We start from the raw sequence: 22,735 nt of genomic DNA, 5'->3' as shown, positions 1-22,735 counted from the left end.
CAAGGTCAGGCACTGCCCTCAGGAAACTCCTTTACCCCAGGAACCCACGCTCCTGAATCAACCCAACCAGCGTGTCCAAACTCTCATCCACCGCTTTGCCCGAGGTATCAAGCTGCGCCAGCGCCTTGCCATACAGCGCCTCACGGCTGGTCAGGATGGATCGCAATTGCTCCATGGCTTCGGGGTTACCCGCCATTGGGCGCTCATCCCCTTGGGCGCGGACGCGAGACATGTGCTCGTCCGGGCTCGCCTTGACCCAGATGGTGTGAAAGCTGCTGAGCAGGCTGTTATAGGTCTCGGGTTCACCCACCACACCACCGGCAGCGGCCAGGATCAGGCTGTCGTGGGTGGCAGAGATACGCGAAATTGCCTGCGCCTCCAGCTTGCGATAACCCTCTTGCCCGTACAGCGCCATGACCTCGTCCACTGGCATGCCACTTTGTGCTTCGATCTCGGAATTCAGCTCAACAAAGGGCAGTCCCAGCGCCCGCCCTGCCAATGCACCCAAGGTAGACTTGCCAGCTCCGCGCAGCCCCACCAGACAGATCCGCCCCGCCCGCTGGTTGGCCTCGGGTTCAGGTGACAACAGATCCATCACCTGTTGCTGCGTCGTCAGGCTAGAGCTGCGAAACAGGTCGGCCACCCGCATCGCGTCAGATGTCCAGGGGTCGTCTTCGCCGGTCAGCCATTCAATACGATGGTCCAACGCAACGGCCACCCGTTGCAGCAATCCGATCGAGATATTGCCCTCGCCACCCTCAAGCTGCGCCAGATAACGCGGCGACACCCCGGACTGTTCCGACAGCACCCGGCGCGAGATACCTTTGCGTTCGCGCGCACGACGCACCCGTTCGCCCACACGGGCAATCAGCGCCGCAACCGAGGCATCGATTTGGCCGCTATCTGAAACAGAACTGGTCTCGCCGCGAAAATTGGTGATCTCACTCATGGGGCCGCCGAATGTGTAACATATTGCACGAATCTAAAGCGGCTGGGCGGTGCGTTCAAACAGAAACCCACGCCACACCCCATGATCTGCATTATTTTGCGATCATTCCGGCCGGATCAGCGGCGTTACAATGTCGCGAATATCCGGCGGCGCGGGTTTTGATGTGAATGTTTCAGGCGCGATAAAAACGCAGACAAACTTGCCCTCAAAACACAGTTTGCCGTCTTGGCGGGCATTGACCCGGAACGCGATTGAACTGGTGCCCAGTTTGCACGGCCAGACCTCGCAGATCAACCGATGGCGCGGAGTTACAGGCGAACGGAAATCGAGGCTCATATGCACAAAGGGCGTACCTGTGCCGCGGTCCAGTTCCATCTGGAACCAGCCATCGCCCCCCAAATGGCTTTCCCACCAGGCATCAATCGCTTCGAGCGCAAACCAGGGCAACCGCCCGGTATAGGCAATGCGCGCCGGATCGCAGTCGCCCCAGCCAACCCTGATTTCGTGGGAGAAATTGGCTGGATCAGCCGCTGTTTCCTGCAATGTCATTCAGTAGGTTTCCACATGGTATCTTCCGTCGTTGCGCATGCTATCGCGCAGGTCTGACCAGTTCAAATCGATACCACGGGCAATATCCTTCAGCGCCTCTTCAACCCCCTGCTCCATCGCCTTGAGCCCGCAAATATAGATATAGCCATTGGGGTTTTGCAGCAGCTCAGCCACGCGGTCACACTCTTCCCGCAGACGGTCCTGCACATATTGCTTGGGCGCATCTTCCTGACGGGAAAAGGCAAAATGCTTGGCCATGAAGCTATCGGGGATTTTCTTGAGCGGGCCAAAATACGGCAGCTCGGCCGGGCGACGGGCGCCAAACACCAGGGTCATACTATCCCGGTCCTGTGGCGACACCCGCTGGCGGCGCATGGTGAACCCACGAAACGGAGCAGATCCAGTGCCGGTGCAGATCATCAGAATATCGGCCTGCGGATCGCTGGGCAGCAGGAAGGTCGAGCCGAACGGGCCGGTCAACTGCACCTCGTCCCCGGCGGACAGATCACAGACGTAGTTGGAACAAACACCTTCAGGTTCACGTTTCACCGTCAGTGAGATGTTCAGGTAACCTGGGCGTTCGCCATCGCGAGGGCTGGACACGGAATAGAGCCGTGGCAGATGCGGCTGGCCCTTATCGTCGGTTCCCGGTGGGATGATCCCCACGCTTTGCCCTTCGAGCACTGGAAACGGCAGGCCGGCCATGTCCAGAATAATATGGCGCACATCGGCGTCGCTGTCGGCTTCGGTCAGGCGATAATTCCCCTGAACCCGCGCAGTGGCCGGTTTGCCAAGGTTATACATATTGATCGTCGGCTTTGACGCACTGGCCGGGGCCTTGGCCTTACCGCCTGCCCCAGCATGCGCCTTGGCCAGCAGTTCGGCCATCGCGTCATCCAACGCCTCAAGCCCGCTTTCCGCTTCGCCACCTTCGGCGATGTCAGCCTGTTCGGGCATTTCCTCCCAGCTGAACTGATCCGCGACCGAGTGCGGTTCGGTCACAATTCGCCATTCGTCGATCGAACCCGTTGGGCAGACCGGAATGCAGTCCATGCAGAAGTTGCACTTGGAGGCGTCAACAACCACGTTGACGTCATCATGCACAATCGCCTCTTCGGGGCATGTCATCTCGCAGGTGTAACAGCGAATGCAGATTTCCGGGTCGATCAGGTGCTGCTTTTGCGCTTGGGTCATTGGGGCCTGCTGGATTTGTTCAGGATCATATCCGGAACCGTTAGGGCGTCGATCAGAGCCTGGCACATGCCGGTACAATCTGTACAGCCAACGCAGGGGCCCTGCAGGCCGACAATTTGCGACGACAGGTTGTTGATGTTTGGTGTTTCCACTTTGGTGCGGCTGATCTTCATTTCAAATCCTCCGTTGGATAGGAATGACCCGGTTCAAGATAGAGCCGGGCCAGTGCTGGCCTAGGCCATGTGCAGTTTTACATACTCAAAGTCGCCCGGCTTATTATCAATGCCGACCTTGGGCGGGGCGATCCAGCTGGCGTATTTGCCCGGCTCGGTGCAGGGCTTCATCAGCGACTGGATAAAGTCTCCATCCGCCTTGGTTGGCAGCCAGTCTTTGACTCGTGCATCCCACTCGGCCTTGGGAATGATGTCGCCATCCGGGGTCACACTAACGGCGGCAAATACACCGATCTGACGATGGAAGCCTTCGTGCGGGATGGTCATTTCAAAGTCGACGCCCATCTTGGCAATCAGCTTGTTCCAGCGGCCTACACCACCGGCCGCGTCTTTGACGTAATCGTCACGCAAGCGCATGTTGATCGCGGTCAGGGCCGGCACTTCCTCGGCTACGATTTTGCCTTCCTTGATTGACCGCACCACATAGCTGTCGTTGTTCAGCATGTGATCATCTTTGATCCGCTGCTCCATGAACCGCCCCTTGATACCGGCGTTAAAGGCGTTGGCAGCGTTAGTCGACACTTCTTGGCCGAACAGGTCCAGCGACAGGGTATAGTGCAGGTTCAGTTTTTTCTGGATGGTTGGCAGGTCGATAACGCCCAGATCGCGGATCTTGTCGATGTCATAAGGGTCGGTGATCCCGGCCTTGTTCATCGCCTCGCAAGTCGCCTGAATGGTCCGGCCCACCCCGGTTTCACCCACAAACATGTGGTGCGCTTCTTCGGTCAGCATAAACCGGCAGGTCCGGCTGAGCGGGTCAAAGCCAGATTGCGCCAGACTTTCCAGCTGCATCTTGCCATCGCGGTCGGTGAAATAGGTGAACATGAAGAACGACAACCAATCCGGTGTTTCTTCGTTGAATGCACCCAGCATCCGTGGAGCTTCCTCGGACCCGGACGAGCGAACCAGCATGTCATTGGCTTCTTCACGGCCATCGCGGCCAAAGTATTTCTGCAGCAGGTAGACCATCGCCCAGAGGTGGCGGCCTTCCTCGACGTTGACCTGAAACAGGTTGCGCATGTCGTACAGCGACGGAGCGGTCAGACCCAGGAAGCGCTGCTGCTCTACCGATCCCGGTTCGGTGTCGCCCTGAATAACAATCATCCGTTTCAGCATGTTGCGGTATTCGCCGGGCACTTCTTGCCAAGCTGGTTCACCATAATGCTCACCACATGGAATGGTGCGGCCCTCGACCTGCGGCGCAAGCAAAACCCCCCAGCGGTATTCGGGCATCTTTACATAGTCGAACTTGGCCCAGCCCTTGGGATCAACAGAGACGGCAGTGCGCAGGTAAATCATGCTTTGCTGGAACTGCTGCGGGATCAGGTCGTTCCACCAGTTGATGTAACCGGGGTGCCATTTTTCCAGCGCCTTCAGCACCTTCTTGTCGCTGCTTAGGCCAACGTTGTTGGGGATTTGGGTGTCATAGCTGACATTAATGAGATCCATCGTTTTATTCTCCTACGGGGCGGTGGGTGCTTGCACGCACCGTTGTGTGTCAGACGCGTTCCATGTTGTATTCGCCGCGCTTACCGGTGCCATAGCGCTGCAAAGCACCGTCGGCTCCAACCGCGTTGGGCCGTTGGAAAATCCAGTTCTGCCAGGCGGTTAAGCGACCAAAAATCCGGGTCTCCATGGTTTCCGGACCGGCAAAACGCAGGTTCGCCTCCATTCCGGTCATCGCATCAGGCGAGAAGCTGGCGCGCTCTTCCATGAAAATGCGCACTTCGTCTTCCCAGTCGATGTCATCAAAGGCAAAGGTGATCAGGCCCAACTCTTCTGCAGCGTCCGCCTCTAGCGGTTCACCGATCCGTTCCTTGAGCGCCTCAACGGCTTCTGGATCTTCCAAGAACCGGGTTTGCAGGCGGGTCAGGTCGTTGCCCATTGGGTAAGTGCCAAAGTTCGATTCGCTCAGCGTAATCGCCGCTAGCGGGCGATTGTCGCCTTCGAATTCTTCCAGCATCATATAGCTTCGATCCACCGACCACAGCAGTTCACCCAGAACCCCGGCAAAGCACGAGCCATGTTCGACAATGGCCACCAACGAGCGTGAGGTCATGTCGACTCGCTTCAGAACCCGCTTCCAGTATTTCAGGATCTCATTGGCCAGCCAGTGATCGGGGTTGGACAACAGCAGTTCTTCGTGCGCCAGCAGAGTTTCGGCGTTGCCTTGGGTTTTGAAGACCACCAGGCCAGTCTCACGTTCGTTCAGACGCAGATGCAACATGGCATCGTCCAGCTCGCGCGCCAGCCGTAGCATATAGGTTTCGGCGCCCTGCTTTTGGACCGCAGCCATATCTGCCGGGGCATCAGCATCTGGGCCTTTCAGGGTGACGGTTGCGCGGCCATTGTCGCGGTCGATGGCAACTTCGACAGCGGAATAGGTCACGGATCCGTCGTCACCAAATGTTCGCGACAGCGGTGTCAGCGCGATACCGGTCAAACCCAAGGGTTTGCTGCTGGCGGCCGCAAATTCGGCAGCGCGTTCGGCTACCGTAGTGTCGAACTTGGAATTAGCCACCACCTCGTCCACTAGCTTCCAATCTACCGCACGCTGACCTTTGACCCCTTCTTCGACCGAGCAGAACACATCGGCCAGATCGCGGCGGACCTTACGTTTGTCAGTAACTCGCGTCAGCCCACCGGTGCCGGGAAGAACAGCCAGCAATGGAACTTCGGGCAAGGCAACCGAAGAGGCGCTATCGTTGGTCAGCATGATGTGATTGCAGGCCAGTGCCAGCTCATATCCGCCGCCGGCACAGGCGCCTTTGACGGCGGCCATATACTTCTGGCCTGAATCCGCCTCGGCAGCTTCAAATGTGTTGCGGGTTTCGTTGGTGAATTTGCAGAAGTTTACCTTGTGCGCGTGGCTTGCTCCACCCAGCATCCGGATGTTGGCGCCGGCGCAGAACACCTTGTCCTTGGCGGATTGCATCACCACCACTTTCACCTCGGGGTGTTCGAACCGCATGCGCTGCACCACATCTGCCAGTTCTATGTCGACGCCGAGATCATAAGAGTTCAGTTTCAACTCGTAGCCAGGAAACAACCCGCCGGTTTCATCGACATCCATGAACAGGTTGGCGATTTCACCATCATACTCGACCCGCCAATGTCGGTATTTCGAAGGGTCGGTCTGAAAATCGATCACCTGGGTCATTACGCGCTCCTGAGTCTACCTTGGAAGGCAACATATCGCAGGAAATGGCCCTCGGTAAAGTGTTTAGTGCACAATAATGCCACTTTTGACCGAGTTATTTCTCCTGGATCGGCAAATTCAAGCATATATCTTGCAATATAATGCAAAATTGATCTCCTGAACCTCACCTCGCCGCATCATCCCTTAGTTTGAAGCGTTGGATCTTACCGGTCGATGTCTTGGGGAGGTCGTCGACAAACTCAATCCAGCGAGGGTATTTCCATTTGCCGATTTCGTCTTTGACAAACTCCTTGAGTTCAGCCGCCAATGCGTCGGTTGGGGCACCGTCATTCAGCACGATATAAGCCTTGGGTTTTTCCAACCCTTCCTCATCACGTGCAGAAACCACAGCGGATTCGAGCACTTTGGGATGGGAAATCAGCGCTTGCTCAACTTCGAACGGCGATAACCAGATGCCAGACACTTTGAACATGTCGTCGGTGCGGCCGCAGTAGATGTACCGCCCATCGGCGTTGCGTTCGTATTTGTCACCGGTGCGGGTCCACTCCCCTTCAAAAGTTTCGCGGCTTTTCTGGCGCTGGTTCCAATAGCCTTCGGCTGCTGATGCTCCACGCACCAGAAGCTCGCCGATCTCTCCTGCCGCAACTTCGTTACCAGTCTCGTCAACCAGTCGCAGATCGTAGCCCGGCACCGCAATTCCCGAGGTCCCGTAGACCACATCATCCGCCCGGTTCGACAGGAAGATGTGCAGCATTTCGGTAGAGCCAACACCATCCAGAATGTCGACACCCCAAAGATCCTGCCAACGGCGTCCAATGTCATCCGGCAGCGCCTCGCCAGCTGAGATGCAGCGGCGCAGTGGGCTGTCGGGTTTCGCGACCATTTCAAGCTGTGCGAGGGTGGCGGCATAGAGCGTTGGAACGCCGCAGAAGATGGTTGGCTTTTCTGCCTGCAGAATGTCCAGCACCACCTCGGGCGTTGGCCGGGCGTTATATAGCACCGAGGTCGCGCCAACTGCCATTGGCATACTAAGGGCGTTGCCCAAACCGTAAGCGAAGAACAGCTTGGCGACCGAAAAGACAACATCTTCTTCGGTGAGTTGCAGCACTTGTGCGCCATAGGTTTCTGCTGTTGCCCGCAAGGCGCCATGGACGTGGCGCACACCTTTGGGCAATCCGGTAGAGCCCGAGGAGTAAAGCCAGAAGGCCACTTCGTCCGCTGAACAGTCGACCGGCGGCAGTTGTTCAGCCCCGGTGATGAACGCGTCATAGCCAATGGTGCCCTTGGGTGCCTCACCGCCGATTATCACGATCTGGACCAGATCTGGCGCGGCCTTTGCGGCCGGTTCGACCACTGGCCAAAGTTCGGCACTGACAAACAGCACAGAGGCGCGGCTATCTCGCAGGATCGCCTCGTAGACCGAGGTGGCCAGCAGGGTGTTCATTGGCACTGGAACAACCCCGGCTTTGATTGCGCCCCAAAAGATTTGGGGGAATTCGATCTGGTCGAGCACCAGCATCGCAGCGCGGGATTCGCGGCGGATGCCAGCGCGGTTCAATGCACCGGCGACCTGACCGCTGTCTTGGGCCAATTGGCCATAGCTGAGGTGTCGTTGTTGTCCTGCGGCCTCGCGAAAGGCGGTTTTGTCTGGTCGTTCGTCAACATGACGGTCAACGAAATAGCTGGCGGCGTTGGCGCTGGCTGGCATTCCGATCTCTCCCTCGACACATACGGACCTTTAGGTCCGATGGCACGCCACCCCCTCTGGCGACGAATGTTCGTACACCAGCATAATGCACCGGAATCAGAATGACGCAAGATATTGCGCAATAATTATGCACAATACTGCAGAAGGTCGGTTGCTCGGTAACCCATGGGTTACTCTGCCCCCTATTCCGCAAGGAAGACATCAAAGATGCCCCTTGCGGATTAAGATCGCCTTAGCTGGGCGTTCAGTACAACAGCATCAGAGGCAACAGGGTGATGATCGGGAACAACACCAGAATCACCACACGCACCAGGTCAGAGGCAACAAAGAACATCACCGCCTTGTAGGTGTCGATCATCTTAGTTTTGCGATCCATCGCGTTGATGATGAACAGGTTCATCCCCACCGGCGGTGTGATCAGGCCCACCTCGACCACGATCAGAACCAGAATACCAAACCAGATGGCGACGTATTCAGTCTCGATCCGGTTAGCCATGCCCTTGGTCACGCGAATGCCCAGTTCTTTCATCTGGTCGCGGGTCAGTTCGGCACCCGTGGCCATAGCCTCTTTGATCGCGGCAAGCGTGCTGTCGGCCATGCCCTCGGGCACGCCAGCATTGAGAACTTCACGCGCGGCGTCCGCCTGCATTGCAGCCAGATTGACCAAATCAAAGTCCATCGCGGAAATCACCGGGAAGAAGATCGGAATGGTCAGCAGGATCATGCTGAGGCTGTCCATCAGGCAGCCGAAGACAAGGTAGAACACCAGGATCAGCGCCAGGACCATCCAGGGGCTGAAGCCCTGACTGACAACAAAGTCGGCCAGCTCTTGTGGCACTTGGGTCAGCGCAAGGAAGCCGTTGTAGAAGCCTGCGCCCAGTACGATGAAGAAGATCATCGCGGTCGACCGCGCAGTGACCATAAAGCTATCGGTGAGGCTATCGCGGTCCAACCCGCCATTTTTCCAGGCAATCAAACCAGTTCCCATGGCCCCGACGGCCGCGCCCTCGGTTGGGGTGAACAATCCCCCATAAATGCCGCCAACAACCAAAGCAAAGACGGACAGCACCGGCCAGACCTTGAACAAGGCGGCAAAGCGTTCACGCATTGGAACCGCAGGTCGGGTGCCTGCGGCCTCGGGGTAGAGACGCACATAGATTGAGATGACGATCACATAGCCAATGGCGGCCAGAATGCCGGGGATAAAGGCGGCGAGGAACAGCTTGGCGATGTTTTGTTCGGTCAGGATGGCGTAGATCACCAGCACCACCGAGGGTGGGATCAGGATGCCGAGGGTGCCGCCAGCGGCCAGTGTTGCCGCCGAGAACCCGCCGGCATAGCCGTATTGTTTCAGCTCAGGCAGGGCCACACGGCCCATGGTGGCGGCGGTGGCAAGGGAACTGCCACAGATCGCGCCAAAGCCGGCACAGGCGCCAATGGCGGCCATGGCGACGCCACCACGACGGTGACCAAGGAAACCCTCGGCCGCCTTGAACAGCGCACTGGACATGCCGCCAAGTGTTGCAAAATGCCCCATCAGCAGGAACATCGGCACGATGGTCAGCGAGTAGGAGGAAAAAGTCGAATAGGTTTCATTCTTTAGACGGCCAAAAGCAACCTGGGTTCCGTCGGTGACAATGATCAGCCCGCCAAGACCAACCAGGAACATCGCCAGCCCAATCGGCATCCGCAGGAAAATCAGCATCATCAGGACGGGAAACGAAGCGATTCCAATTTCAAGAGTAGTCAATGGTCAGTCTCCACGCCGTCCCAGATCAGGGTGCGACCGATAAAGAATTCAATGGTGCGTACGGCACCCATGTACAGGCCAACGATGGCGGCAACCACGGCGGCAACCAGGCTGGCGGCGTAGGCCCACCACACCGGAAATTCGAGCAGAAACGATGTTTCGCCGTTGTTCATTTTGGAAAAAGTCCCAGCCCCAAGACGCACGGCAATCAGGACTAGCACACCGGCAAAGGCAATCTCGGTCAGCATCCGCAGAAAACTGCTGGCGCGGCGCGGGAAGGAATTGACCAGGATATCTACCGTCGCATGGCCCGAAGTGATTTGACACAGCGGCAGGAAAGCAAAGATAGCAAAGGCTACGCCGGCCTCGACCAGTTCAAAATCACCGTTGATCGGGCCAATGCCGATGGAGATCATCAAATCCGAGAAGGCAGGAGCTCGCACTTGCATGATAGCGCTATGAAACACGCCATTCAGCAGGCGGCCTGCAATCGACAGGCAGGTGAGAACAATTAGAAGAGTGAGAACAAAGCCACCGATGGCGGCCATGGATCTGGCCAGCTTCAACATGAACTTGTGCATAGTTACGCATCCCTTTCGCGTCACAAGTAAGGCCGCAGCGAATGGATCGCTGCGGCCCTTTGGTCTGTACCAGGCTTACTTCGAGTATTTCTCGATCAGCATGGTGGCTTCGTCGATCAGCGCCTGACCATCGATGCCTTTTTCTGTCATGTCAGCCAACCACTTGTCGTAGATCGGCTGCGACAGCTCACGCCATTCGGCGGTCTGGGCAGCGTCCAAGGTGATGACATTGTTGCCCATATCCAGCGCCATTTCGCGCGAAGGACCATCGGCGTCGGCCATAGTACCACCAGCAAAGACCGAGAATTCCAGGCCTGAGTTGTCGTCGATGATCTTTTGCAGATCAGCAGGCAGGCCATCAAACTTGGGCTTGTTCATCGCCAGAACGAAAGTCAGCGTGTACAGCGCCTTGCCGGTGAACTCGGTGTGGTTTTCAACCAGTTCTGGAACTTTCAGTGCTGCTGTGACTTCCCATGGGATGGTTGTACCGTCGATCACGCCTTTGGACAGGCCTTCTGGAACCGCTGGAACCGGCATTCCAACCGGAGTTGCGCCCAGCTGTGTCAGCAGCGAGTTGACCGAGCGAGAACCGCCACGGATTTTCATGCCGCGCAGGTCATCCGGAGCTTCGACCGGATCAGCAGTGTGGATCATGCCAGGGCCATGAACCCAAGTGCCGAGGATTTTGAGATCCTTGAACTCAGTGTCTTTCATGTGGGTTTCGAACATTTCCCAATATGCACGGGACATCGAACGGGCATCGGTCATCATGAACGGAAGCTCAAACACTTCGGTCGATGGATAACGGCCAGGTGTGTAGCCAACCACTGTCCAGACAATGTCAGCAACGCCGTCAATGGCCTGGTCCATCAGCTCTGGCGGCTTGCCACCCAGCTGCATCGAAGGATAACGTTCGATCTTGATGCGACCTTCGGAATCCGCCTCGATCTTGTCTGCCCAAACATCCAGGATCAATTTTGGCACGTTTGCCTGAGCTGGCAAAAACTGGTGCAGTTTCAAAGTGACTTCTTGAGCCATAGCCGAGCTCGCGCCCATGGCTGCGATGGCTGCGGCACCAAAGGCGCCGAGTAGCTTTCTCCGAGTGGTCATGTGTTTCCTCCCTAGGACCGTATCGAGCACTATAATGCCTGTATTTTACACTTTTGCAATATAGTGCCTAAATCTTCTTAAGTCTTCCTCCAGTGTGACTGGCACGCCCTCCTCATGGCGACGGCCTCTGGAAGCTGGTTCAAATATTCAACCGGCTACACATCTGCTATTAGGCGCATTTGTAACTATCAACCACAGACATGCATTTTCCACTTATCATTGTGCAATCAGATTCCGCCACACTTTAACGGTAGATCAATAGTCGGGCCTGTGGGCGGAATGTCAATGAAGAGAGGGTTCAGCTGAGGCAAAAGCAAATCGCCCGCCGCTTGGATCATCAAGCAGCGGGCGATCGGGTGGTTATAGCGGTTAGCCCGCAAGGATCACTTCGAGCGGATCATGTTCCGCAACAAAGTGGTTTGGACTGACCTCGTTCAGCTTGGGAACATAGTCGACATCCCCTGCATTCAGCCGACTGGGCAGGAACCGCAATCCCGCCTTGGGATCCAGCGGTGAAGGCAGCTCGCCCGGGATGTTGATCCGGGTACGCTGTCGTTCAATCACAGGATCCGGGATTGGCACCGCTGAAATCAGGGCCTGTGTATAGGGGTGCTGCGGGCGGGCGCAGATGGTTTCGCCATCACCCAGCTCTACAATACGGCCCAGATACAGAACCATGATCCGGTTCGAGATAGTGCGCACCACCGACAGATCATGGCTGATGAACATCATCGACATGCCAAACTCGGCCTGCAGATCCTTGAGCAGGGTCAGGATCTGCGCCTGGATCGACACATCCAGTGCTGACACCGCCTCGTCACAGATCACCAGACGTGGGTTGTTGATCATGGCGCGGGCAATGCCCACCCGCTGGTTCTGCCCACCTGACAGTTCGTGCGGATAGCGGTTGATCATATTCAGATCCAACCCCACACGTTCCATCATCTTCTCAACCGTCTTGCGCCGCTCACCCGAGGTCAGGTCAGGACGGAAGGTTTTCAGAGGCTCCTGAATCGACGCCGAGATCGTCATGCGTGGGTCAAGCGAGGCCAGCGGATCCTGGAATACGATCTGCAGGTCCTTGCGTCGCTTGGTTAACTCGCGTTTGGCAAGTTTGTTCAACGGCGCGCCCAACCAGGTCACAGCACCTGCTGAGGGCGGGATGAGCTGCAGAACGGAGCGAGCCAGAGTGGATTTACCACAGCCCGATTCGCCAACGATGCCCAGAGTCTCGCCTTCGGCCAGCGAGAAGCTGACACCGTTGACGGCACGCAGCGGCGTTGGCTTAGAGAACAGCCCCTTGTTCTTGATGTCGAAGTTAACCCTCAGGTCATCGACTTCAAGCAATTTCGGAGCCTCAAGCGCTGTACCGACCGGCGCATTCTTGGAATCGATACGTGGCATCGAGTCCAGAAGCTTGCGGGTGTAGATGTGCTTGGGGTTGGCAAAGATCTCTTTGACATCGCCGTATTCCACAAACTCACCCTTGCGCATGACCTCAATCCGGTCGCACATCCGCGCCACCACACCCATGTCGTGGGTAATCAATGCAATGGCTGTGCCCTGCTCTTTTTGCAAGGTGGACATCAGGTCGAGGATCTCAGCCTGAACCGTCACATCCAGCGCCGTGGTGGGCTCGTCCGCGATCAACAGCTTGGGATCACACAACATTGCCATCGCGATCATCACGCGCTGGCGCATGCCTCCGGACAGTTCGTGCGGGTATTGCTTCATACGGCGCGCCGCCTCGGGGATGCGCACGTGGTTCAGCCAGTCCAGACAATGAGCACGCGCCTTAGCCCCACCCATGTCTTTGTGGACCTTCAGAACCTCGCCCATCTGATCGCCCACAGTCAAATGCGGAGTCAGAGCGGTCAGCGGGTCCTGAAAGATCATGCCAACGTCATCGCCGCGGATCTTGTTCAGCTTGGAAGTCGGGAGATTGAGAATCTCCTGGCCCTGCAGCTTAACCGATCCGGTAGCCGCGCCGTTGGGGGGCAGTAACCCCATCGCGGCCATGAAGCTTTGGCTTTTGCCTGATCCCGATTCCCCCACAATGCCCAGGCATTCGCCGGGTTTGATGTGGAAACCAACACCTTTGACCGCATCGACAACACCGTCATTGGTCTGAAACGAGACCTTGAGGTCAGTGATAGAAAGAACACTCATATCAGCGATCCTTTGGGTCTAGTGCGTCGCGCAGACCATCACCGATAAAGAACATGGTGATGATGATAGTGACATAGAAGAACAGCGGGAACAGGAGCTGCCACAATGTGCCATAGGCCATGGTGCCTGCGCCTTCGGCGATCAGGGCACCTAGCGAGGTGTTGGGTTCAGAGATCCCAAGGCCAAGGAACGAGATGAAGCTTTCTGCCAAGATCATTTCTGGAACCAGAAGTGAAGCATACACGATAACCACACCGGCCAGGTTTGGCACGATATGGCGCGTCACGATGCCCACGTCGGAGACCCCACCTGCGCGGGCGGCTTCGATGAATTCCCGACCTTTTAGCGCCAAAGTTTGACCACGCACAATGCGCGACATGGTCAGCCAGCTGACTGCACCCAGAGCAAGGAACAAGGTTATGAAGGACTTACCGGCAACCACCAGGATCAGGATGATGATCAGAGTGGTTGGGATCGCCAACAGGATATCAACAAAGGCCATCATGGAGGCGTCCAGACGGCCGCCAAAATAACCCGCTGTTACACCGTAAAGCGTACCCACACACAGCGCCATTGCAGCGCCGATCAGACCAACCAGCAAAGAGGTCTGGGTTGCCTGAATGGTACGCGAGTACAGATCGCGCCCCAGATCATCGACGCCAAAATAGTGTCCGCTTGCGATGGAGGGGTAGCCCAATCCACGAACGTCACCCATGGTTGCCCAGTCGATTTCTTCGTGGCTCCAAACCGCAAACAGCGGCCCGATGATGACAAACAGGATCACCACACCGAGCACAAAGCTGCAGCCCATAGCCGCCTTGTTTTGAATGAAACGCAGCCAGGCGTCGCGCATCAGCGACCGGCCTTTTACGCTTTCGCTAACAACATCTTCCGCGAGATCTTGGGCTTTTTGTGATTTTGCAAACATTAGCCGTCTCCCTTAGTAACGGATCTTCGGGTCAAGCCAGGCATAGGCCAGATCCGTCAGAAGGTTCACAACAACAGTCAGCACGCCATAAAGGATGGTGACCCCAAGAAGGACCGAGTAGTCCCGTGTCAGTGCCGAGCCAACAAAGGCCTGGCCCAGTCCACCAGTCGAGAAGTAGATGTCGACAAACACCGAGCCGGTCAGAACGTAGACGAACACCGGCCCCAGATAAGACACCACCGGCATCATCGTTGGCTTAAGCGCATGGCGCCAGATGATGGTGCGACGTGACAGGCCCTTGGCCCGTGCGGTTCGGATGAAGTTGGAGTTCAACACTTCAAGCATCGAGGATCGGGTGATTCGCGCAATCGACCCCATGTATGAGGTCGACAGGGCAATCACCGGCATCACCAGATACTGCCATTGGCCACCGTTCCAGCCGCCACCAGGCAGCAGACCCAGCCACAGCGTAAAGGTCAGGATCAGGATCGGGCCCATGATGAAGTTCGGCAGCGCCTGCGCAGCAATACCCAGGCTAACGGTGAAGTAGTCGATCCAGGTATTGTGCCGAATGGCGGCAACACAGCCCAGAATAATACCAACCGAACTGGCGGCCAGAAAGCTCAGGAAGCCGTAGGTCAGAGAGATTGGGAAACCCTGTGCGATGATGTCGTTGACGTCACGATCCTTGAACTTGAAGGACGGGCCAAAGTCAAAATGCAGCACAATGTTTGTCACGTAGTCCCAGAGCTGCTTCCACAGTGGCTGATCCAATCCATAGCGCGCTTCGAGATTGGCAAGAACCGCTGGTGGGGGTGGACGCTCAGAGGTGAACGGGCCGCCGGGTGCAAAATGCATCAGGAAAAAACAAGCGATGATCAACAGAAGGATCGTCGGGATGGCAACCAACAGGCGCCGGATGATGTAAGAGAGCATGTCTGGACTCGTGTTTCGACCCCGCCGCCTGAGAACAGGCGACGGGGCTTTTGGTGACAGAAAAGGCTAGTTACTCAGCAATCTTGTACAGATCTTTTGAGTACCAGTTCTGCTGGACGTTGTTCACCGGCCAGTTGCCGACGTCGCTGTCCATCATGTAAACACCAGCGTAGTGGTAAACCGGGATAACCGGAACCTCTGCGGCGATGATCTGCTCAACTTCGGTGTACATTGGTGTTGCGTCACCCGAAGTTTTGGCCGAGGCCAGCAGTTCATCAACGCGAGCGCTTTCGAACTTACCGTCGTTGTAACCCGACTTGGAGTCCAGCAGGTCGAGGAAGGTCGAGGCTTCGTTGTAGTCACCACACCATGCGCCACGAGCCAGTTCAAAGTCCTGGTTGCCACGAGTTTCCAGGAAAACTTTCCATTCCTGGTTCGACAGCTCAACTTCGACGCCCAGCTTCTGTTTCCACATCTGGCTCATCGCAACAGCGATTTTCTTGTGACCTTCAGATGTGTTGTACATCATGTTGAACGACAGAGGGTTGTCTTTGGTATAACCAGCTTCGGCCAGCAACTCGACAGCCATTGCGTCACGCTCTGCCTGAGACATGCTTGCCATTTTAGCTTCTGGTGGCTCGAAGCCAGCTGTTGCAACTGGTGCAAACGAGTAAGCTTCGGTCTGACCACCAGCCATTACGTTTTCGGTGATGATCTTACGGTCAACGGCCAGAGCCAGCGCCTTGCGAACACGAACATCTTTGAATTCTTCCGGGCCGGTTTCGGACAGGTTGAAGGTGTAATAGTAGTTACACAGACGTGGGAAGCTGATCGCCTCTTCTGGGTGCTCTTTCTTCATGCGTGGGTACTGGCCAGCCGGCATTTCGGTACGGTCCAGTTCGCCAGCCATGTAGCGGGTCAGCGCGACGTTTTCGTCGTTGATCACCAGTGCGACAACTTTGTCGATGATGGTGTTTTCGTTGTCCCAGTACATTTCGTTACGTTCACGTGTGGAACGTTCCTGTGGCAGGTGCTCGGTCAGAACAAAGGCACCGTTTGAAACGATGTTTTCTGGCTTGATCCACGCGTCGCCGTGCATTTCCACAACTTTCTGTGGCGCTGGGAAGGTGGTCGAGTGTGTGGTCATCTGCGGGAAGTAAGGCAGTGGAGCCGACAGGGTGACCTCAAAGGTGTGGTCGTCGATTGCCTTGACACCCAGAGCGTCCAGAGGCTTGTCACCGGCGATCACTTCGCTGGCGTTTTCGATCGACATCAGCTCGATGTACCACTGATAAGCCGAGGCCAGCTCGGGGCTCGCAGCACGCTGCCACGCGAATACGAAGTCGCTGGCGGTTACTGGGTCACCATTGGACCACTTGGCGTTGTCGCGCAGTGTGAATGTGTAAACCGTGTTGTCTTCGTTGGCGGTGTAGCCAGTTGCAACACCAGGAACCAAGTTGCCGTCAGCATCCTGGTTCATCAGACCTTCGAACAGGTCGCGAACGATTTCCGAACCGGACACATCTTCAACAACCTGCGGGTCAACCGAGGTGTGCTCGTCCAGAACGCGGTAGATGAAGGTCTGGTCATCTGCCAGAGGTTCGCCTGTTGTTGGGTGAGTGCCAGCCGCAAATGCGGCACCGGTGATGAAGGTACTGGACAGAAATCCAGCGACCAATAGACGTGTTTTCTTATTCATTTTTGTTCTCCCTGTTCTATTGCGTTGTACGCACCCGGATCCCACCGGGGTCGCATATCGCACTAATGCACCGGACCTTGACTCAGATTGCATCCAATATCCAGCACTAACTCAACCTAGGTTAGACACGCTGACATTGCCCATGAGTAAGGCGAGTCGGTCCGCCACTACACATTACTAAACTTTTTTTTAGCAAGATAGGAAGGGAGTGTAAAAACGGCATAAACCCAGACGTTTCCGGCCGTGCACGCAAACAAACAGTGAACCTCTGAGATAGATTAGTTTTTAACCGCGAACCCTATTCACGATACGAGACATTGCTGCGTTACATTAAGTATCGAACGCCCTGCTCTCGTAGCCCCTTTGTTCTTTTTGGCGGCGCACCCACGTGATCCATTACAACATCAGAGGCACGGCTTATTTTTCTGGGCTTGCACAAGCCACACTTTCGCGAAGCCTGTCAGCACCGCAGATCGCAGCAGTAAAATTTGGCCAGAATCAATAGCATCCGCAGAACAGGGACAAGAACAGAAAAGCCCAGGCGTTTCCGCCTGGGCTTTTGATAAAAAAAGTGGTGAGCCGTGATGGGTTCGAACCATCGACCTACTGATTAAAAGTCAGTTGCTCTACCAGCTGAGCTAACGGCCCACTTCTTTTTGCGAAATGATCTGGTCATTTCCGAGTCGCGTTTTAAGCTGAATGATCCATGTCGATCAAGGGCTTAATTTGCTTCGAAACCGTTTGAACGTTGCCGTTCTTGCTGTCCCGATAAGCGCACTCTCTAGGGCCAGCTTAGCAGGCGGTCAAGAGCTTTTTTCAACTTTCGATGAGCAAGACTGGATTCATTTCAGGGGCGGCGTTATATGCCCGATATGAGCACAAAACCCATCACCGAATTGCCGTTCATGAAGATGCACGGACTGGGCAACGATTTTGTCGTTGTCGATGCGCGCACGCGACCCGTTGAAGTGACCCCGGCACTGGCCAAGGGAATCGCTCACCGCCGATTTGGAATCGGGTTTGATCAACTCGCCGTCGTCGAAAGTGGCAACGGGGACGCGCATCTGACGTTCTTTAACGCCGATGGATCCACGTCTGCGGCCTGTGGCAATGCCACGCGCTGCATTGCCCGCTGGCTGATGGACGAATCTGGTAAGAGTGAATTGCACCTGACCACGGATCGCGGAGACCTGATGGCACGGGATGCAGGCAATGGCCTGACCTCGGTCAACATGGGACATCCGCAGCTGATGTGGAATGAAATTCCGCTGGCCGAAGAGATGGACACACTGGAGCTGCCCATTGAAGGTGGCCCCACGGCAACCGGCATGGGAAACCCCCATTGCACCTTCTTTGTCGACGATGCCGAGCAAGTCCGGCTGGAGGAGTTTGGCCGCCGGCTAGAACACCACCCGCTTTACCCGAAGCGCACCAATGTTCAGGTGGCCCATCTGGTTGCCCCGGACCACCTGCGGATGCGGGTTTGGGAACGCGGCGTTGGCATCACGCTTGCCTCGGGCTCATCATCCTGTGCCACGGCTGTTGCCGCTGTCCGCCGGGGTCTGACCGGCCGCAAGGTTCAGGTTGATCTGGATGGGGGCACCCTGTGGATTGAATGGGCAGACGATGGGGTCTGGATGACTGGTGCCACCATGCACGTGTCCTCGGGCATATTTACCGCCGAATTCCTGGATAGTCTGACATGAACGCGCCAAAATTTACCACTCTGGGCTGTCGGTTGAATGCTTATGAAACCGAGGCCATGAAAGAGCTGTCGCAGCAGGCCGGGTTGGAGAACGCTGTGGTGGTAAACACCTGCGCGGTCACAGCCGAGGCGGTGCGCAAGGCCCGGCAAGAGATTCGCAAGCTGCGCCGGGAAAACCCGGATGCCCGGTTGATCGTGACGGGCTGTGCTGCCCAGACCGAGCCCGAGACCTTTACCAAAATGGATGAGGTCGACGCGGTTATCGGCAATACCGAGAAAATGCAGCCGGAAACCTGGAAAGGTATGGCGGCGGATTTCATTGGTGAGAGTGAGGCTGTGCAAGTCGACGACATCATGTCGGTTACGGAAACCGCCGGCCACCTGATCGACGGCTTTGGCACCCGCAGCCGCGCCTATGTTCAGGTGCAAAACGGATGTGACCATCGCTGCACCTTTTGCATCATTCCCTATGGCCGCGGCAACTCCCGCTCGGTCCCTGCCGGCGTGGTGGTGGACCAGATTAAACGACTGGTGGATCGCGGCTATAACGAGGTGGTGCTGACCGGGGTTGATCTGACCTCCTGGGGCGCTGATCTACCTGCGACGCCCAAGCTGGGAGATCTGGTGATGCGAATCCTGAAGCTGGTGCCCGACCTGCCCCGGTTGCGGATCTCGTCCATCGATTCGATCGAGGTGGATGAAAACCTGATGATGGCCATCGCCACTGAATCGCGACTGATGCCACATCTGCACCTGTCATTGCAGCATGGCGATGATCTGATCCTGAAACGGATGAAACGCCGCCACCTGCGCGATGACGCCATCCGATTCACCGAAGAGGCCCAGAAACTGCGCCCCGACATGACCTTTGGGGCCGACATCATCGCCGGCTTTCCAACCGAGACTGAGGCGCATTTTGAAAACTCGCTGAAGCTGGTCACCGACTGCGACCTGACCTGGCTGCATGTGTTCCCCTATTCCAAACGCGAGGGCACCCCGGCAGCCAAGATCCCTAGCCAGGTCAATGGCAACGTGATCAAAGACCGCGCCGCACGGCTACGTGCTGCGGGCGAGGCCCAGGTACAACGGCACTTACAGGCGCAACTTGGCCGAACACATCACATCCTGATGGAAAACCCACACATGGGCCGCACCGAGCAATTCACCGAAGTGACGTTTGCTGAACCCCAGGTCGAAGGGCAGATCGTCTCGGCCGTGATTACCGGCATTGAAGGCAACCAGTTGACGGCCTGAAACCTTTCAACCCAACATTCCACCTTCCTGCGGCAACGCGTCCCCTAACCTTCAGCCTGAAACAATCTGCTTTAAGCGCTTGCTTTGCTCGGTGAGGAGTCGAATTGCAAAAACGGCAGACGGCAACGATATTCTTGAGCGTATCCTTTCCCCCTTCACTACACGGAATCAGATGTTCTGCGGTGCATTGAAATAGATCGGCTTCTTTAAGGGAGCAAGAAAGGTTGGACCTGAATGATACGCTGTTTCCTTCCCACATACGGCATCGGCAATAATAGCAGCTACCGCCTTGCTTTTTAAATTTCGCTCTACGTATTCGTTGAATTAAGCCAGACATGGGCTTCTCCATTTGCGTCATTTTCAGAAAAATGGCGCAAGCGGTCCCTGGAGGATTCCGCCCGATACGGGGAGCTGAACTCTTTAAGCCCACGACATTTGTATGTCGCGCCAAGAGAAAGTTTACACAAGCTCGGATAGTTCGCAAGAGAGACGACGCCCTTGCCCCTCGGTTCACTCTAACCTTCCTTAAGAATCTCGCGATGATCGTGCGTGTCCCAAGCTTAAAGGTGCAACGTCCATTCTTCCCGACCCAACAAAGAAAAACCCCCGCGCCAAGGCACGGGGGTTTTTGATTTTCAATCTAACCAGCGTTTAGCTGTCTTTGCGGCCTTTGATAGGCGCCCAGATGCGTTTGTTGGTCAGGTACAGCAGAACCGACAGGATAGACAGGATCAGCACGCCGATAAAACCAGCTTGCTGACGACCCATCATCTTGGGCTCGGCAGTCCACATCAGGAACGCCGCAACGTCCTGCGACATGGAACGCACGTCATTGGCATGACCATCAGCAAAATCGAGCTGCTCGTCAAACAATTGCGGAGCCATCGAAATCCAGCCGCCTGGGAAGGCCGTATTTTCGTACAGGGTTGTGCCCGCTTCGGTCTTTTCCTTACCGGTGTAGCCGTTCAACAACGAGGCGATATATTCAGCACCACCCATACCTTTGACGAACTGGTTGATACCCGACCCGTAAGGGCCGTGGAAGCCAGCACGTGCCTTGGCCATCAAGCTTAGATCAGGTGCACCCATCGAATTGTTCGCTGGGAAATGATCCGTCGGCTTCAACGCACGAAGTTCATCTTCTTCGGCGTCATACAGATGGTGGTTTGACACTTCGTCGTTCACTGGGAACTCTGATGCATAAGCACGCACCTGATCTTCAGGCAAGTGTGGTCCGCCCTCATCCGACAATGTGCGGATAGGAACAAACTTCAGCCCGTGACAGGCAGCGCAAACCTCGGTGTAGATCTGCAAGCCGCGTTGCAGCTGGTTTTGATCGTAGGTGCCGAATGGGCCCTCAAACGAAAACTGGAAGTCTTCGACGTGGCCAGCCCCACCTGCTGCCAATGTGGCAACAGGAGTCAGAGCAAGAGCGGCACCGAGTACTAGTTTCTTCAACATGGTTTCCGGTCCCTTTTCTTATTCGGCAGCTTTGGCGTCAGACGCCTTGCCGTAATGCGCATCAAAATCTTCTTCGATGGTCGCAGGAATGGCAGTTGGTTTTTCAATGACACCCAGCAGTGGCAGAATCACCAGGAAGTAACCAAACCAGTAGGCCGAAGCGATCAGCGAGAAGCTCGCATAGGGTTCTTCAGCGGGCATTGCACCCAGCCACATCAGGGCAAAGAAATCGATGACCAGCAGGTAGAACCACCACTTGAACATTGGACGGTAAGTGCCCGAGCGAACACGTGATGTGTCCAGCCAAGGAACAATGGCCATCACGGCAATCGCACCAAACATCGCCATCACACCAAAGAACTTGGCGTCAATGATGCCACCGGTGACAAACGACGCGAACTGAACAACCCAGACCTCGGCCGTAAAGGCACGAAGGATCGCGTAGAACGGCAGGAAGTACCATTCAGGAACGATGTGCGCAGGTGTCACCAGAGGGTTGGCCTCGATATAGTTATCGGGGTGGCCCAGGTAGTTTGGCATAAAGCCAACAATTGCCCAGAACACAGCCAGAACTACAACCAGAGCAAAGAAGTCTTTGATCACGAAGTACGGCCAGAACGGCAGGGTGTCTTTCTTGGCTTCTTCTTTCGAACCTTTGCGAACATCAACACCGGTTGGGTTGTTGTTGCCAGTGGTGTGGAAAGCCCAGATGTGGACGATAACCAGGGCGGCAATCACAAATGGCAGCAAATAGTGAAGCGAGAAAAAGCGGTTCAGTGTGGCGTTGCCAACTGCAGGTCCGCCCAGCAGCCAAGTCTGCAGCGCTTCACCAACAAAGGGAATCGCGCCAAACAGGCCCGTGATAACGGTCGCACCCCAGAAGGACATCTGACCCCAAGGCAGTACGTAACCCATAAAGCCAGCGCCCATCATCATCAGGAAGATCAGCATGCCGACAATCCAGGTGATTTCGCGGGGCGCCTTATACGAACCGTAGAACAACCCACGGAAGATGTGGATGTAGACAGCTACAAAGAACAGCGAAGCGCCGTTCATGTGCACGTAACGCAGCATATAGCCGCCGTTCACGTTGCGCATGATGTGTTCAACACTGGCAAAGGCCAGGTCAACATGTGGCGTATAGTGCATTGCCAGAACGATACCGGTGGCAATTTGCAGCACCAGGCAGAAGGCAAGAACGATACCCCAGATCCACCACCAGTTGAGGTTCTTGGGGGTGGGGATCATAATGGTGTCATACAGGAGCCCAACAATCGGCAGGCGGCTGTGTAGCCACTTTTCAGCGCCGGTCTTGGGTTCGTAATGATCGTGCGGAATTCCGGACATAA

19 protein-coding genes and 1 tRNA gene are annotated in these 22,735 nt (G+C 56.1%); 2 read left to right on the top strand and 18 right to left on the bottom strand.

The window, feature by feature from the left end:
• Nucleotides 1–31: 31 nt before the first annotated feature.
• From AC2T28_RS04875 to AC2T28_RS04805, 15 genes are all read right to left on the bottom strand, one after another.
• Nucleotides 32–949 carry a helix-turn-helix transcriptional regulator gene (locus AC2T28_RS04875; protein WP_486747815.1) on the bottom strand — a complete coding sequence of 306 codons (918 nt, stop codon included), beginning with the start codon at nucleotides 947–949 and terminating at the stop codon, nucleotides 32–34.
• Nucleotides 950–1,051: 102 nt separating this feature from the next.
• Nucleotides 1,052–1,498, bottom strand: coding sequence for an acyl-CoA thioesterase (locus tag AC2T28_RS04870; protein WP_486747814.1), 447 nt, complete (start codon nucleotides 1,496–1,498; stop codon nucleotides 1,052–1,054).
• Nucleotides 1,499–2,692, bottom strand: a complete 1,194-nt coding sequence (gene boxA / locus AC2T28_RS04865) for a benzoyl-CoA 2,3-epoxidase subunit BoxA (RefSeq protein WP_486747813.1) — start codon at nucleotides 2,690–2,692, stop codon at nucleotides 1,499–1,501.
• Entirely contained in the window at nucleotides 2,689–2,865 is a 177-nt protein-coding gene (locus AC2T28_RS04860) for a hypothetical protein (RefSeq protein ID WP_486747812.1), read from the bottom strand. Before AC2T28_RS04860 ends, boxA begins: the two co-directional genes overlap by 4 nt.
• Nucleotides 2,866–2,925: 60 nt before the next feature.
• Nucleotides 2,926–4,374, bottom strand: coding sequence for a benzoyl-CoA 2,3-epoxidase subunit BoxB (boxB, locus tag AC2T28_RS04855; RefSeq protein ID WP_486747811.1), 1,449 nt, complete (start codon nucleotides 4,372–4,374; stop codon nucleotides 2,926–2,928).
• A gap of 49 nt (nucleotides 4,375–4,423) precedes the next feature.
• Entirely contained in the window at nucleotides 4,424–6,085 is a 1,662-nt protein-coding gene (gene boxC / locus AC2T28_RS04850; protein ID WP_486747810.1) for a 2,3-epoxybenzoyl-CoA dihydrolase, read from the bottom strand.
• 163 nt (nucleotides 6,086–6,248) lie between these two features.
• On the bottom strand, nucleotides 6,249–7,793 hold the full coding sequence (locus AC2T28_RS04845; protein ID WP_486747809.1) for a benzoate-CoA ligase family protein: 1,545 nt from the start codon (nucleotides 7,791–7,793) through the stop codon (nucleotides 6,249–6,251).
• Between the two features lie 244 nt (nucleotides 7,794–8,037).
• Nucleotides 8,038–9,543 (bottom strand): TRAP transporter large permease, encoded by a 1,506-nt coding sequence (locus tag AC2T28_RS04840; RefSeq protein WP_486747808.1) that lies wholly within the window; start codon nucleotides 9,541–9,543, stop codon nucleotides 8,038–8,040.
• A complete protein-coding gene (locus AC2T28_RS04835; protein ID WP_486747807.1) occupies nucleotides 9,540–10,124 on the bottom strand; it encodes a TRAP transporter small permease in 585 nt (194 codons plus the stop codon). The genes AC2T28_RS04840 and AC2T28_RS04835 overlap by 4 nt, the downstream gene beginning before the upstream one ends.
• Nucleotides 10,125–10,199: 75 nt before the next feature.
• Entirely contained in the window at nucleotides 10,200–11,234 is a 1,035-nt protein-coding gene (locus AC2T28_RS04830) for a TRAP transporter substrate-binding protein (RefSeq protein ID WP_486747806.1), read from the bottom strand.
• Nucleotides 11,235–11,603: 369 nt separating this feature from the next.
• On the bottom strand, nucleotides 11,604–13,403 hold the full coding sequence (locus AC2T28_RS04825) for an ABC transporter ATP-binding protein (RefSeq protein WP_486747805.1): 1,800 nt from the start codon (nucleotides 13,401–13,403) through the stop codon (nucleotides 11,604–11,606).
• 1 nt (nucleotide 13,404) lies between these two features.
• Nucleotides 13,405–14,331, bottom strand: a complete 927-nt coding sequence (locus tag AC2T28_RS04820; RefSeq protein WP_486747804.1) for an ABC transporter permease subunit — start codon at nucleotides 14,329–14,331, stop codon at nucleotides 13,405–13,407.
• 12 nt (nucleotides 14,332–14,343) lie between these two features.
• Nucleotides 14,344–15,267: an oligopeptide ABC transporter permease OppB gene (gene oppB / locus AC2T28_RS04815; protein ID WP_486747803.1), complete on the bottom strand. Its 924-nt coding sequence runs from the start codon at nucleotides 15,265–15,267 to the stop codon at nucleotides 14,344–14,346.
• A gap of 70 nt (nucleotides 15,268–15,337) precedes the next feature.
• Entirely contained in the window at nucleotides 15,338–16,966 is a 1,629-nt protein-coding gene (locus AC2T28_RS04810; protein ID WP_486747802.1) for a peptide ABC transporter substrate-binding protein, read from the bottom strand.
• Between the two features lie 572 nt (nucleotides 16,967–17,538).
• Nucleotides 17,539–17,614: transfer RNA gene (locus AC2T28_RS04805), tRNA-Lys, on the bottom strand.
• Nucleotides 17,615–17,829: 215 nt separating this feature from the next.
• Between AC2T28_RS04805 and dapF the strand changes: the two genes are divergently transcribed.
• Nucleotides 17,830–18,672 (top strand): diaminopimelate epimerase, encoded by an 843-nt coding sequence (gene dapF, locus AC2T28_RS04800; protein ID WP_486747801.1) that lies wholly within the window; start codon nucleotides 17,830–17,832, stop codon nucleotides 18,670–18,672.
• Entirely contained in the window at nucleotides 18,669–19,925 is a 1,257-nt protein-coding gene (gene mtaB / locus AC2T28_RS04795; protein WP_486747800.1) for a tRNA (N(6)-L-threonylcarbamoyladenosine(37)-C(2))-methylthiotransferase MtaB, read from the top strand. Before dapF ends, mtaB begins: the two co-directional genes overlap by 4 nt.
• Here the strand turns inward: mtaB and AC2T28_RS04790 are convergent.
• From AC2T28_RS04790 to petB, 3 genes are all read right to left on the bottom strand, one after another.
• The gene (locus tag AC2T28_RS04790) at nucleotides 19,891–20,184 is read right to left on the bottom strand and encodes an HNH endonuclease (RefSeq protein ID WP_486748023.1); all 294 of its coding nucleotides are present in this window, start codon (nucleotides 20,182–20,184) and stop codon (nucleotides 19,891–19,893) included. The genes mtaB and AC2T28_RS04790 overlap by 35 nt on opposite strands.
• A gap of 392 nt (nucleotides 20,185–20,576) precedes the next feature.
• A complete protein-coding gene (locus AC2T28_RS04785) occupies nucleotides 20,577–21,386 on the bottom strand; it encodes a cytochrome c1 (RefSeq protein WP_486747799.1) in 810 nt (269 codons plus the stop codon).
• Between the two features lie 18 nt (nucleotides 21,387–21,404).
• A complete protein-coding gene (petB, locus tag AC2T28_RS04780) occupies nucleotides 21,405–22,733 on the bottom strand; it encodes a cytochrome b (protein WP_486747798.1) in 1,329 nt (442 codons plus the stop codon).
• Between the last annotated feature and the right edge of the window lie 2 nt (nucleotides 22,734–22,735).

Source organism: Parasedimentitalea nitratireducens (genome assembly GCF_057444295.1).
The sequence above is the reverse complement of the archived record's forward strand: the minus strand, read 5'-3'. Positions and strand labels throughout refer to the sequence as shown.